General features: G+C 46.8%; 14 protein-coding genes. 6 read left to right on the plus strand and 8 right to left on the minus strand.

The window, feature by feature from the left end:
- Positions 1-260: 260 nt before the first annotated feature.
- The 4 genes from NEPTK9_RS04700 to NEPTK9_RS09985 all read left to right on the plus strand — a co-directional run bounded on the left by NEPTK9_RS04700 (position 261) and on the right by NEPTK9_RS09985 (position 4,421).
- Positions 261-914 carry a hypothetical protein gene (locus NEPTK9_RS04700; RefSeq protein WP_194847677.1) on the plus strand — a complete coding sequence of 218 codons (654 nt, stop codon included), beginning with the start codon at positions 261-263 and terminating at the stop codon, positions 912-914.
- Positions 915-1,123: 209 nt separating this feature from the next.
- Complete coding sequence (gene sctQ, locus NEPTK9_RS04705) at positions 1,124-2,275, plus strand: type III secretion system cytoplasmic ring protein SctQ (protein ID WP_194847678.1); 1,152 nt, start codon at positions 1,124-1,126, stop codon at positions 2,273-2,275.
- A 6-nt stretch (positions 2,276-2,281) separates the two neighbouring features.
- Positions 2,282-3,859 (plus strand): protein kinase domain-containing protein, encoded by a 1,578-nt coding sequence (locus tag NEPTK9_RS04710; protein WP_194847679.1) that lies wholly within the window; start codon positions 2,282-2,284, stop codon positions 3,857-3,859.
- Between the two features lie 139 nt (positions 3,860-3,998).
- Positions 3,999-4,421, plus strand: a complete 423-nt coding sequence (locus NEPTK9_RS09985) for a transposase (protein ID WP_194847680.1) — start codon at positions 3,999-4,001, stop codon at positions 4,419-4,421.
- 236 nt (positions 4,422-4,657) lie between these two features.
- Here the strand turns inward: NEPTK9_RS09985 and NEPTK9_RS04720 are convergent, their stop codons facing one another.
- On the minus strand, positions 4,658-5,113 hold the full coding sequence (locus NEPTK9_RS04720) for a hypothetical protein (RefSeq protein WP_194847681.1): 456 nt from the start codon (positions 5,111-5,113) through the stop codon (positions 4,658-4,660).
- Positions 5,110-6,243, minus strand: a complete 1,134-nt coding sequence (locus NEPTK9_RS04725; RefSeq protein WP_194847682.1) for an FtsW/RodA/SpoVE family cell cycle protein — start codon at positions 6,241-6,243, stop codon at positions 5,110-5,112. The genes NEPTK9_RS04720 and NEPTK9_RS04725 overlap by 4 nt, the downstream gene beginning before the upstream one ends.
- Before the next feature lie 30 nt (positions 6,244-6,273).
- On the opposite strand from NEPTK9_RS04725, the gene NEPTK9_RS04730 reads away from it, so the two are divergent.
- Together NEPTK9_RS04730 and NEPTK9_RS04735 are read left to right on the plus strand one after the other, a co-directional pair.
- Positions 6,274-7,005, plus strand: coding sequence for a biotin--[acetyl-CoA-carboxylase] ligase (locus tag NEPTK9_RS04730; protein WP_194847683.1), 732 nt, complete (start codon positions 6,274-6,276; stop codon positions 7,003-7,005).
- Positions 7,002-7,559, plus strand: coding sequence for a DNA-3-methyladenine glycosylase I (locus NEPTK9_RS04735; protein ID WP_320412051.1), 558 nt, complete (start codon positions 7,002-7,004; stop codon positions 7,557-7,559). Before NEPTK9_RS04730 ends, NEPTK9_RS04735 begins: the two co-directional genes overlap by 4 nt.
- 25 nt (positions 7,560-7,584) lie before the next feature.
- Here NEPTK9_RS04735 and NEPTK9_RS04740 read toward each other — a convergent pair whose 3' ends face one another.
- The 6 genes from NEPTK9_RS04740 to NEPTK9_RS04765 form a co-directional block, all read right to left on the minus strand.
- Positions 7,585-7,908 (minus strand): type II toxin-antitoxin system HicB family antitoxin, encoded by a 324-nt coding sequence (locus NEPTK9_RS04740; protein ID WP_194847684.1) that lies wholly within the window; start codon positions 7,906-7,908, stop codon positions 7,585-7,587.
- A gap of 182 nt (positions 7,909-8,090) precedes the next feature.
- Positions 8,091-8,315: a type II toxin-antitoxin system HicA family toxin gene (locus NEPTK9_RS09990; RefSeq protein WP_420887665.1), complete on the minus strand. Its 225-nt coding sequence runs from the start codon at positions 8,313-8,315 to the stop codon at positions 8,091-8,093.
- Between the two features lie 330 nt (positions 8,316-8,645).
- On the minus strand, positions 8,646-9,404 hold the full coding sequence (locus tag NEPTK9_RS04750; RefSeq protein ID WP_194847685.1) for a NifU family protein: 759 nt from the start codon (positions 9,402-9,404) through the stop codon (positions 8,646-8,648).
- Positions 9,401-10,540, minus strand: coding sequence for an aminotransferase class V-fold PLP-dependent enzyme (locus NEPTK9_RS04755; protein ID WP_194847686.1), 1,140 nt, complete (start codon positions 10,538-10,540; stop codon positions 9,401-9,403). Before NEPTK9_RS04755 ends, NEPTK9_RS04750 begins: the two co-directional genes overlap by 4 nt.
- A complete protein-coding gene (locus NEPTK9_RS04760) occupies positions 10,540-11,223 on the minus strand; it encodes a 2,3-bisphosphoglycerate-dependent phosphoglycerate mutase (protein ID WP_194847687.1) in 684 nt (227 codons plus the stop codon). Before NEPTK9_RS04760 ends, NEPTK9_RS04755 begins: the two co-directional genes overlap by 1 nt.
- A gap of 248 nt (positions 11,224-11,471) precedes the next feature.
- Positions 11,472-12,212, minus strand: coding sequence for a hypothetical protein (locus NEPTK9_RS04765; protein ID WP_194847688.1), 741 nt, complete (start codon positions 12,210-12,212; stop codon positions 11,472-11,474).
- Positions 12,213-12,230: the final 18 nt, after the last annotated feature.

Raw genomic sequence — 12,230 nt, forward strand, 5'->3', positions numbered from 1 at the left:
TCGGAAAGGGCCATTTAGACCCTTACCTTCGATCAAAAAGAAGAAAATTTAAGCAAAACTCCCTCTGGAGCTAAGCAAACTAAACCCAAAACTGAGGTTCTTAACTAAAAGTTAATTGACTATAAACCACTAACACAAAAACTTTTTTAGCAAGGTCACTTCCCCTTCAAAGCTGTAGTCATCTGGTAATGTAACAAAACCTATTTGCAACCAAATTAGGAATCCTATAACCTTCTATTTCCAGCATGTGAGGTATGGTTATGGATGTGAAAGGAAATCCCCACGTAGCGGCGCGCGCTGCTGCTGAGGCAAAAAAGCAAGAGAAAAGTCCTCCAAGACGTTCTTTTAAAGACTTTCTCATAAGGAGAGAACGGCCCCGGCCGGTTGAGCAGCGGCGGTCGGTTTTTGACCTCGCGTCAAAAAACGAGAAGAAAAAGCGGACCAGCGACAATGCCCAGGGACAGGCACCAGATGCTAAGCTCGAAGGAGCTGCAGAAAGCGCCGCTCAGATTGCTGAGGTTAGCGAAATCTCTGAAGAGATGGCCGCTCTCATCGACAAAATGGCAAATTTTGTCCAGCTAGAAAGTAAAAAGGGCATTTCTACTACAACGGTTTCGATTGGGATGGAAGGATCGATCTTTGATGGCTCTGAAATTGTAATCGACCACTATGACACCCACCCCCACTCCTTTAACTTACAACTGGTTGGAAACCCTGAAGCGATGGAAGCTTTTTCAGCCCATTTGTCCTCTCTTCACGCCTCTTTATTGGCACACCAGCCTCTGCAAGGATTTCAAATCCATTTGCTTCCTCCCGTTATTGGAGAAAAGTCGAAGCTTTATGCCCGCGGAAGGAGCAAAGAAGAGAAAAAGAAAGCTGCAAAAATCAACTCGGGGAAAAAAATCCCTTCCTAATTTGAGCTGAATGACGTATCCTGGCAAGTTAGGACTCAGTGCAGGATATTTTTTGCAAAGCGAGGGGCAAGTGAGGCAAAACCAGATTTTCTTGAATGACGAGTCCCATAGCCAAAGTGCTATGGGCAAGGAAGAAAGGAAGTCTGGTGAAGCCGCAGCTGTCCATCGGTTCCAAAAAGTGTCCTGTACTGAGGAGTTAGGAGATAGTAATGGTTAAGCATTGGATCAAACATGTTGAATCGCTTGCTGCTGGAGCGCAAGAGGTCCCGATGTGGGGCGCGGTTCCCTCTTTTCCTTGGGAAACATTTGCTGAGCACCTCTCGGCTTCTTTAGGAACAAAAGCGCTAAAGATCACCGCGGGAACGTCAGAGTGGAAGCAACCAGATGCGCTTTTAGCGGGGATGGGGCACGCTCCTCTCCAGATGGCAGTAGAACTTTCTCCCCTTCAGGGAAATGCGTTTTTGATTTTCTCTTCGGAAGATTTTTCAAAGCTCTCTTCGTGGGCGATCCACCCCGAAGCGGGAAATGAGGGTTTTGCTGACCCCTATCTCCAAAAAGGTTTTTTCCGCTACCTGACAACCGAATCTTTAGCAATTGTCGATCGCATGCAGGTTTTTCAAGGGCTTGCTCCCAAACTTGTCGAAGCTCCCCTTGCAGGTGAAGAGGCCTACGCCGTTGAGATTGAGGTGGAGCATGAGGGCGAAACGGTTCGTGGAAGGCTCATTTGCCCCAGGGTCTTTCAACAAACATTTAAAGGTCACTTTGCTGCCGATTGGAATTTTTCGATCCCCTCACATCTTTACGAGGAAACGTTTGTCAACCTTTCCTTAGCAGCAGGAGAAACAAAACTCTCACAAGAGACGTGGGGCAAGCTAGAAGAGGGCGATTTCCTCCTTCTTGACCACTGCTCTTACTATCCAGCGCTAAAAAAAGGGACTTTTCAGCTTTGTTTAGAGGGCTCTCCCCTCTTCCAGACAAAGATCAAAGAGGAAAATCTTAAACTGCTCGACTATGCACACTATTTTGAGGATAATACTATGGATGATGATGAATTTGAGGCCCCTTTTGAAGAGCCGTTAGAAGAAGAGGTGCCGCCGCCCGAAGCTGTTTCGGTCGAAGACCCCCCGCAAGAGAAGATGGTCTCCCCGAAAAAAGTACCGATCGCTCTTACCGTCGAAGTGGCAAAGATGAAGATCAGCCTCGATAAACTTTTAAAGCTTAAGCCAGGAAACATTCTCGAGCTTGGGGTGCAACCTGAAAAAGGGGTCGACCTTGTTGCAAATGGAAAATGCGTTGGCAAAGGAGAACTCCTTCAAGTCGGCGACGTGATCGGCGTAAAAATCGTTAAACTTGGCGGGTAATCCGCCGTGGCTGCAGAGGACTTCTATAAACAAACCACTTTGCCCAATTTGACTGGGGAAGATGGAGCTCCCCCAGCATTTCCTCAAAGAATTGGCCCCTATAAGATCGAAACCCTTTTGAGCAAAGGGGGGATGAGCTATCTCTACCTGGGACTCGACCCAGAAACGAAAAGTCCCCTCGCCATTAAAGTCCTTTCCCCCAAATATGTCACCCACACTGAAATGGTCCACCAGTTTCTCAAAGAAGCGGAGATCATTGGGCTCACCGATCACCCCAATATCATCAAGCTCAGGGGACAGGGAGAGTGGGAAAATGGCCTTTACATTGCGATGGAGTTTGTCCAGGGAATTTCGCTCAAGCAGTTCATCATGCAGCAAAATTTTTCGCCGCGGACCTGTCTAGAAATTGTCTTGCAAGTGGCTTATGCCCTTCTCCACCTCCACTCCCATGGGGTGATTCACCGTGACCTTAAGCCCGAAAATATCTTGATCACCGAGGGAGGAAGTGTCAAGGTAATCGACTTTGGGATAGCCCAACTTGTCCACGATACCGAGCTTGCTCTTCCTTCACAAAGGGGACAGTTTTTAGGAACCCCGAGCTACATGAGTCCCGAACAAAAAAAAGATCCCCTCAATGTCACCTTCGCGACCGATATTTATTCCCTAGGGGTGATCACTTTTGAGCTCCTTGTTGGCAAACTCAGCTTTGGATCGATCCAATATTCCCTCCTTCCCAATGCCCTGGCTTCGATCGTCAAAAAAGCGCTCGCCCCCGCGGTTGAAGAGCGGTACCAAGATGTTGTCGATTTCATCACCGATATCTCTAATTATCTCACCGAAAAAAGTCACGAAAAAGAGGGAGGAATCAAAGAGGTCTGGCAGCACTTAGAAGAGAGCCACCTCAAACTGCTCCCTGCTGCAATCCCCAAGTGGAACGCCTTTGATATGGGGCTGGCCCACCCCGAAAAAGAAAGTGACCTCAGCTCCTACTACGACTTTCACCGCTTTGCCGATCAATCGTATCTGGTTTTGATGGGAGAGTACATGGATGAGAGCATCGAGGGGCTTTCATATACGGGACTGCTCAAGGGAATGGTCCAAAGTTTAACGCGGAATTTCCTCACCTCTCCTGAAGCCCAGTTTGAGCCTCTCCCTTTCATCACCACCCTTAACGAGATGATCGCCTCCCACGAGGGAAGTGCCCCCTTTCAGTTTGAGCTTCTCTACCTTTCTCCCCAAAAAAACACCTTTTCCTTCATCGCGTGTGGAGCAGGCTCTCTCATCCACTTAGGAGGGGGTGCCCCCCGCTTTCTTTCCAATCAAAACCCTCCCCTTGGAAAAAATCCCACCCACAGTTTTTATGAAACGACAGAAAATTGGATTGAGGGAGATCAACTCATCGTCCACTCTTTTGCGCAAGAAGGGGAAGGTTTTGAAAATGCTCTTGCAAAAATCATCGAAGAAAGCCTGCAGCTTTCCTCTCAGGCTCAAGCAGATGCCATCTCAAACGGCGCCCTAAAAAAAATCGGCGCAACAATCGATGCTGCGCCGAAAACTGTGCTAACCATTCAGCGAATTACTTAACTATTCGCTGCTGTTCCCACTCTTCTAAAGGCTGAGCATTTTCCCAATTGGTTGTAAAGCATCTTTTAATATCATCAATTCTAGTGTAGGGTGATTCACTTGTCCTTGTATAAGTTTCTATTAACCGATTCCTAGCCTCATGAAAACCAGCAGGTTTGATAAAGATGAACTTGTCACGCTCATCTCCAACTGGAAATTTCCAAGCCCCTTTAAAACCTACCAAAAGAGGTGGGAAATAGAGACATTTTTTGGGTGCTTAAAAAAAAGGGGGTTTTGTTTCGAAGATACCCATCTCACGCATATCGCCAGAATAGAAAAGCTCATTTGTGTTTTAACGATAGCCTTTTGCTGGAGCTATCTTGTTGGCGAGAAAAAAGATGCGGAAGCCCCTATTGCAACAAAGTCTCATGGAAGAAAAGCAAAAAGTGTGTTTAGGTATGGATTTGACGAGCTTCGAAGGATATTTTTTGGCTTAAGAAAAAAAACCAAGGTATTTTTAAAGCGGCTTAAGTTATTGACTGTTAATGAACAGCTAGGAGGATGTAAAAAAAATGTCCTGTAGTGAGAAACTACAGAGAGGGAATTTGTTCTTCTCTGTCGTTAAAAGATTCTACTAGACAACACAAAAAAAGTCTATTCCTCGATATAAGAGGGGTCGTGCTTTAAAGCGGATTGGAGAAGTCTCTCATAGGAGGAAAGTTCGAGGCGTCCGATGAAGGCAACCCCGCAGTGGGTTGTCGAAGGAGGACAACAAAGAAATTTCCCCTAGGAGGGGCTTAAACAATTCGCTTTAATGCATTACCCCTCTTCCACAGGTCTCCACACTTTTCCGTGGATAACGGTGCGGAAGTCATCGTTGGTGGCATATTCGGCATGGAGAAGATAGGTATCGGGCGCTTCCCCCTTTTCATAAAACTCAAACCCTTCGAAGCCGAGATGGTCGAGACGAAACTCCCAGCCAATCAGTTTTTCATTGATCATCCCCTTGCCAACGACCTTGCCAAGGGATTGGTTTTGGAGCTCGATCTGAAACCCTTTTGGGGTGATGTCATAGAAGGAAAACTGGTTTTGCATCATGTCTTGAAGCCCTGAAATCTGGATCTCTTGAAGGGAGTCGATGCGCCCCTTCTCATCGGGCTCGGGAACCTTCCATCGGGTGAAGAAAGGCATCGCCTCTTCGGCCATTGACAGAGAGATTTTCCCTTCGCCAAGCCAGGGGCCCGGCTTTAAAATAAAGGAGTGCTTTTTACTCAAAACATAAACCTTCTTGCATAGATACTTTGCAATATTCCCAGGGCGCTCATCGTCAGGGTCACCGAGGATCCCCCATAGGTCACAAGGATCAGGGGCACCCCGGTGATGGGCAAAAAGCCACACATCATTCCGATATTAATCACCACGTGGATCGCTAAATAGGCCGCTATGCCGGCGGAAAGAACCCGCCCAAAGTGGTCCCTAGCGATTGCTGTTACTTGGAAACTACAATAAATCAATCCGAAAAACAAGAGAAGGATGCAAATTGCCCCAAAAATTCCAAATTCTTCGACAAATGCGGGGAAAACGGAGTCGGTATGGGCCGCTGGAAGAAACTGCCGGCCGGTAAAGGTGCTCTTCTTCCACCCACTTCCGGTATACCCTCCGAGGGCAATGGCTGTTTTTGCTGCCTGGTGGTGGTAGGTATCGGGATCAAACCGTTCATACTGGTACTCCTTTAAAAACTTCGTGGCAACGGGGCGCAAGGTCTCATGGGAAAGAACGCCGGTAAAGATGAGAGAAATGACAACCAAAGCAATCACACCACATGCCGATAAAATCTGAATCACTTTCTTACGAATCCCCCCAAAGTAAAACATGCTGAGCGTCATGGGGAAAAGGACCATGGCAGAACCGAGGTCGGGCTGCTTTAAAATGAGAAGAAACGGGATAAAAATAATGAGCGATGCCTGAAAAAAAGTTCTCCAGTCCCCAACACTGCGCCCTTTTTTTTCTAAAAACCAGCTCAGGGTCAAAACAAGGGTGAGCTTCGCATACTCAGAGGGTTGAAGGGTCCCGCCGATAAAGGGAATCCGGTACCACCGATGGACATGTTGAATCGCCTCTGTAAAAAAAAGGCCGACTAGCATTACAATCGTCCCTATATAGAGAATCCATGCCCACTCGCGGAGTTTGTGGTAGTCAAGGCCTGCAAAAAAGAGAAAGCAGACGATCCCAACACCAAACCGCTGGACCTGATTTTTTACATTTGGGGTAAAGAAAATATCTTCCCCGGTCAGCTGCACCTCCGATGTTGTAGAGGCAATGACAAGAATGCTAATGACCATCAGCGCCAAAATAAGGGGCAGGGCTTTAAAGTCGATCCGTCTTAAACATTGATGGTTCCACATATTGGTTATTTTGTAATATTAGAGGTTATTATGGTAGAAAAAGTCACACCCATCCACTTAGAAAGCATCGATTCAACGAACACCTACGCGAAAAACAACTATCAAAATTTCGACCCTAAAGGATGGACCCGCATCACAGCAACTGAGCAAACAGGAGGGCGGGGCCGCTTTAACCGCGAGTGGGTCTCCCCAAAAGGAGAAAGCATCTACCTGACCTACTACTTCACAATGGAAAAAGAAAAGGCCGACCTCGGAAACCTCACCCAAGTTCTTTCCCTGAGTATCGTCAAACTTCTACAAAAAGAAGGGCTAAAGGGAGAAATTAAGTGGCCAAATGATGTCCTTATCGGGGGAAAAAAGATTGCAGGGATCCTTGCAGAGACCATCGACCTCCAAGAAAAGTGGGGAGTGATCCTTGGGATGGGGATCAATGTCAATGTGAAAAAAGAGACCCTCGATCCAATTGACCAACCAGCCACTTCCTTTTTGGTAGAAACGGGGAAAAGCTACGATATGTCTTCCCTAATTGCGATGCTCGAAATGCTCTTTCTAACCGACTACGACCTTTACCTAGAAAAAGGGTTTGCCCACTTCTATAAAGAGTATGATGCACTTCTTACGCACAAGGGGAAAGAGATCACCCTTCACCAAAATGGAACGTCGATCTCGGGAACCCTCCATTCGCTAAGCCCCGATGGACGGATCAACATCCTCCTCCCAAGCGGAGAGGTAGAGACCTTCCACTCGGGAGAGATCAAGTGAACCGCTGCGCCTGGGTGAAGGAGGGGATGGAGACCTATCACGATAAGGAGTGGGGCGTCCCCGTCCACTCCGATCAGCTCCACTTCGAACTCCTTGTGCTCGAAGGGATGCAAGCAGGTCTTTCTTGGGAACTCATTTTAAAAAAGCGGGCTGCCTTTCAAAAGGTTTTCCACGATTTTGATCCCTCAAAAGTGGCCCAGATGACCGATAAGGAACTAGAAAGAGCCCTTCATAATCCCAACATCATCCGCAACCGGAAAAAACTTTTCGCCGCGAGCCATAATGCCAAATGCTTTCTCAAAATCCAGAAGGAATTTGGCACTTTCGACACCTACGTGTGGCCCTTCGTCGGGGGAAAACCCCACATCAACCACTGGGAAAAAGCTGAAGAAGTCCCCTGCCTAAGCCCCATAAGTATGAAACTTGCTGCAGACCTAAAAAAAAGGGGGATGATTTTTGTCGGGCCCAAGATTATCTACTCCTACATGCAAGCGGCAGGACTTGTCTCGGACCATACCACAGACTGCTTCGCGGCACAACCTTCGGAAATGTAAAGCCGCTTTACATCTGGTACTTGTACTAGCTAACCATCCTGGCTAAACAGTCATTAATATATGAATTCAAGCTAACCCTTTGCTGATGGGCTAGGGTAGCTAGTTTCGCATGAAGGTCTCGTCTCATTCGAAGGTTAAGTTTTCCTGAAAAAGGTTTTTCAGGAAGCTTTCGTCTTTTTTTACACCAATCAAGATAGTCATCGATAGAGTCTTTAAAAGCCACTTCAAGCTCTTCTACAGTCGTGCCTTGAAAAGTGATAACAGCTCTAATCCCCACGAGTTCTCCGTGAAAAATTTTGGCTTCATCGTCATAGGCAACCTGCCCATAATAACCCTTATATTTCATCATGGTTTAACTCCTGCATTTTCTAAGAAGCGCCGCATTGACACTAGGTTCTGCTATCGAAATTTAGGGCTAAGGGATTCAGAGGAGGTTTTCTTGAAACTTGTGATTTTTTTGCCGAATGTAAATAGTCAGGCGCTATTTTTGAGGCAAAAAAATCACAAGTTTCTGGAAAGATCCCTGAAGACCTAGCGATAAATTTCGAGAGCAGAACCTAAGGCCCCTTTATCGGTTTCTTTTCTAGGATGAGGTCTATGAAACACTGCTTCTTCCCGATTTAATATAATCCGAAGCCTTGAGCCGTGCCCCTCTTCTATCCTAGCTCCCAAATGCACCAAGAGAGACTCGATATCTTTCCACTTAACACTAGAAGGAGGGGGAGATGTAAAAACAGCCTTTAGAGCCAATTGCAAAATTACTGATTAATCGATTTTTGGAAGATTTTTGCAAATTTTGCCGTTTGATGAAAATTCACATACCCTTTAGGGTAGGGTGTTTGCATCAAACGGCAAAATTTGTGAAAAGAACCGAAAAGCGATCATCAGTAATTTTGCAATTGGCTCTTTAGGATGCGTTCGTGTTTCTTACTCATACTCTTTTATGGTACTATATTTGGGGCCAAAAATCAAGAAAAAATATAACTTATTATTAACTAAAGACTTAAAAAACACTGGGTTGTAATAATTGTGCCGACACTGTCGGCACAATCTTCGGAGATGTAAAGCGGCTTTACATTTGACAGTTTAAAAGCTTAAGAGGGAAAGGTCTGGCTTGACAACCAGGGAAGGATGGAGGCGCGAGCGGAGGATCTGCTGGATCGCGTCGAGCGTGGCTCCTGTTGAGGAGGGGCAGGTCGTGCAAGCTCCTTGGTAAGCAATCACAATCTCTTGCTCGTTGTTAAATGCAGAGACTTCGATGCCACCTGCATCGAGTTCGATGTAGGGCTGGATTTCATCACGGATCACCTCTTTAATATGATCGAGTTTTTCTTCGGGGGAAAAGAGATGCCAATCGGGGTGCCCTCCTTCTGCTGATCCCCCTTGGGGAACAGGAGGGGTGACCGAAGGATCTTTAAGGGGGATATCGGTGCATTTTTCGGCCGCTTCTTCAATGGCTGAAAGGACAAGATTAAGGGTGAAAGCGGCGGTTTCTGGAAAGGCGGGAATCTGGGTAAAGTCGCGGAGCTTGCGGTCAATGAGATCGGTGGTGAGGCGGCGGGCTTGATCGTAGTTTTTTCGCAAAAGGACTTCGCACGCCGCATCGGCAGCGCCGATGAGGGCGGTTTCTCCAAAAGCTTTAAATTTTGCGTCAGCAACCACTCCATCGGTCTCATCGACAATGAGGAAAAAGTGGACATGACTCCCCTCTGATTCGGCATGGCCGGTCACCACTCTCATCTCTTGGAGAGCTCCGGTGTTTTCTTTAAAGAAGCCAACGTTGCGGGGATTTAGGATCCGCTCGACAAGGAGGTTGCTATAGGTGGTCCAAGGATGGGGCTTCATAGGGCCACCCCATTTGAAAAGGTGCGACACTTTTGGGCGGCATCGACAATATGGCCGATCGCCCGGTTGATCTCTTCTTCGGTAGTGTCGCGAGACAGTGTAAAACTTAAGGCGCTTTTCCCTTCGATCCCACAAGCGGCAAGAAGATGCTCGAGTTTTTGGTGACGTCCTCCTCCAAAGGAGGCAAAAACCCCCCGCTCTTTGAGGTGAAAGGTAAGGAGCTCACTCGTAACTCCTGGAAAAGAGATCACAGTTGTGTTGGGAAGGCGCTCCGCCTCTTTAAAGTGGACGGTTGCTTCGGGAATGGCCCGCACAATCCCTTCCTCGAGATGGTCTCTGAGGCGGGCGGTTTCCATACAAAGATGATCGAAAGAGGCGTCGAGCTCTTGAGTCGCGATGCCAAGTCCAACAAGCGCTGCAACATTCAGGTCAGTCCCTTCCATCCCTTCGGGAACGCTCAAGGTAAAGTCGACTCCCCTTTTCACAAGAAGGGTGCCACTTCCTTTGGGGCCATGGATCATCGTCCCCTCAAAGGTGAGGTAGTCGATCGGAAGTTCCTCAAACTTAAAGTAGAGTTTGCCTAAGATGGCAGAAGCATCGATATGGAAGAGGATCCCCTTTTCTTTGCACAGCTCAGCAAGTTCCCAGATGGGATGAATGACGCCGGTTAGAGCATTTGCCCAAGAAAGGGAGACCAACCCTGTTTTGGGGGAAAGGGCTTTTTCTAAGTTTTCACGGGTGACCTGCCCCTTTTCATTGAGAGGAATCTTCTTTTGGAAAAGGCCCAACTTTTCAAACTGCTCCCCTAGAAGGTGGATCGGCGCCTCTTCTAAATCGGTCGTGAGGATGTGGTTCTTCCCATTTTGGGCAATGTGATCGGCATAGGCGCTATGGTACACCTCTGAAATGGCGTGCCCCCCTGAAGGGCAAAAGTGGAGAAGGTCCCGCTTGCCAGCCCCCAGAAAGGTGCGGAGGGTGTCTAAGCTTCGGTTAATGGAGGTAAAAGGCTCTTTGCCTTGAAGATAGGGAGCGGTTACCGCGTGCCAGTGCCGCTTGGAAAAGGGGGTCATCTGATTGAAGAGGTAGTCGGAAGGACGCGCTAAGGTCCCATTATCGAGATAAATTGGCTCTTCCACTAGTCAAGCTCTTCTTTTATCCAGCGCTCTTTTTCAAAAGAGTAACAGAGCGGTTCCCCTGTAGGAATTTCAAGGTGGAGAACCTCATCGTTTGTCAGGTCATCGAGATACATCACAATGGAACGGAGGGAATTTCCGTGAGCCGAGATCAAGATATTTTTTCCCTTATTGAGGAGGGGAAGCACTTTTTTGGTAAAGTAGGGAATGGCCCGCTTGGCGGTCATCTCCAAACTTTCTCCGTGGGGAGGGGGAACGTCAAAACTCCGCCGCCAAATTTTTACTTGATCGGCCCCAAATTTTGCGCGGGTCTCATCCTTATCGAGCCCTTGAAGCTCTCCATACATCCGCTCATTGAGCTCCCAGGCTTTATAGACAGGAAGGCAGCTTTCCTCAGCCTTAGGATCGTAGATTTTGGCCCACTCCTCCAGCCTTCCCTCTCCTTCATGGAGGATTACAGGGGTTTTGCCGCTGTCATGCTCGCTCATCGCGATCATGGCGGTCATCTGGGCCCGCATGAGGGTGGAGATAAAGATCGCATCGAAGGGGATGCTTTTAATCCTTTTCCCCGCTTTTTGCGCCTCTTCGACCCCTACTTTACTTAAGGGGACATCGACCCATCCTGTAAAGCGATTTTTTTGGTTCCAATCTGACTTTCCGTGACGGAGTAAAATAAGTTTTGCCATATCCCCATTGTACCTTGGAGTGCTCCCTGCTGTCAATTCCCAAACAGGTGAGCCAATTGCAAAATTACTGATTAATCGATTTTTGGAAGATTTTTGCAAATTTTGCTGTTTGATGAAAACTCACATACCCTTTAAGGTAGGGTGTTTGCGCCAAACGGCAAAATTTGTGAAAAAAACCGAAAAGCGATCATCAGTAATTTTGCAATTGGCTCAGGTATATACCGCTTTTAGAACCCTGTTGAGCGCGATTAAAAACGATACCCAAACATGTTGCGACACCCAAAATAACTCCTTTCAACTTGTCTGCCATTAAGATAAATATTAAAGGGCTCTAAGCGAAATTCCCAGTGGCGGTATTTTCCAAAACGAAAGATAATTGGAATAGTGAGATCAAACCCTAAAACAGGATTTCCCCACCTTGTCCTTTTATTGACATCACCCCCAACAATTCCTTTTAAATTTAGGCCTAGGTTAAAAATGGAATTAAACTCATGGGTATATAGAATCCCAAAAGTTCCGTAAAGAACTGGTGTTAACGAAAAGCGTTTATAGCTATATGGGTAATCAGAGTACCAGTAACTATGTCTACGTCTTATCTTGCAGTAATTATTTCTAAAATCTCCAAAAACTCCTATTCCAACAATAGGCGTTAGAAAGTTCCGCATACCAAAATGATAGTTATATCCTAAATGAACCTCAGCCTCTCCAATGAATCCAAAGGGGCTTGGGTGATAACGAGCATTTTTATTGGTAACAGCCCAGGTTAACCAAGCATCAACCCCAACATGTAAAGCATCTAGTTTAGTCCGTTCGTAGCAGAGACGGACAAGATTAAAAACCACCATTCGGTTATTATAGTGATAGGAGTTGAAGGAGTTTGTTTCGTTTATTAAAGTCGGTGATGAACCAGCGTCTTCCTCTTTGGAAGCCTTTCCAGCAAAAGCTGTAGATATAGCCACCAGCATAAGAAATACCGTTCTAATAATCATTTTTTACCTTAATTCTTA

Source organism: Candidatus Neptunochlamydia vexilliferae (assembly GCF_015356785.1).
Taxonomy (GTDB): Bacteria; Chlamydiota; Chlamydiia; order Chlamydiales; family Simkaniaceae; genus Neptunichlamydia; species Neptunichlamydia vexilliferae.

Coding starts and splice junctions, on each gene's coding strand:
- NEPTK9_RS04725 (WP_194847682.1), bottom strand. CDS start 6,243: ATGTGGAACCATCAATGTTTAAGACGGATCGACTTTAAAGCCCTGCCC.
- NEPTK9_RS04765 (WP_194847688.1), bottom strand. CDS start 12,212: ATGATTATTAGAACGGTATTTCTTATGCTGGTGGCTATATCTACAGCT.
- NEPTK9_RS04760 (WP_194847687.1), bottom strand. CDS start 11,223: ATGGCAAAACTTATTTTACTCCGTCACGGAAAGTCAGATTGGAACCAA.
- NEPTK9_RS04730 (WP_194847683.1), top strand. CDS start 6,274: ATGGTAGAAAAAGTCACACCCATCCACTTAGAAAGCATCGATTCAACG.
- NEPTK9_RS04740 (WP_194847684.1), bottom strand. CDS start 7,908: ATGATGAAATATAAGGGTTATTATGGGCAGGTTGCCTATGACGATGAA.
- sctQ (WP_194847678.1), top strand. CDS start 1,124: ATGGTTAAGCATTGGATCAAACATGTTGAATCGCTTGCTGCTGGAGCG.
- NEPTK9_RS04750 (WP_194847685.1), bottom strand. CDS start 9,404: ATGAAGCCCCATCCTTGGACCACCTATAGCAACCTCCTTGTCGAGCGG.
- NEPTK9_RS09985 (WP_194847680.1), top strand. CDS start 3,999: ATGAAAACCAGCAGGTTTGATAAAGATGAACTTGTCACGCTCATCTCC.
- NEPTK9_RS04700 (WP_194847677.1), top strand. CDS start 261: ATGGATGTGAAAGGAAATCCCCACGTAGCGGCGCGCGCTGCTGCTGAG.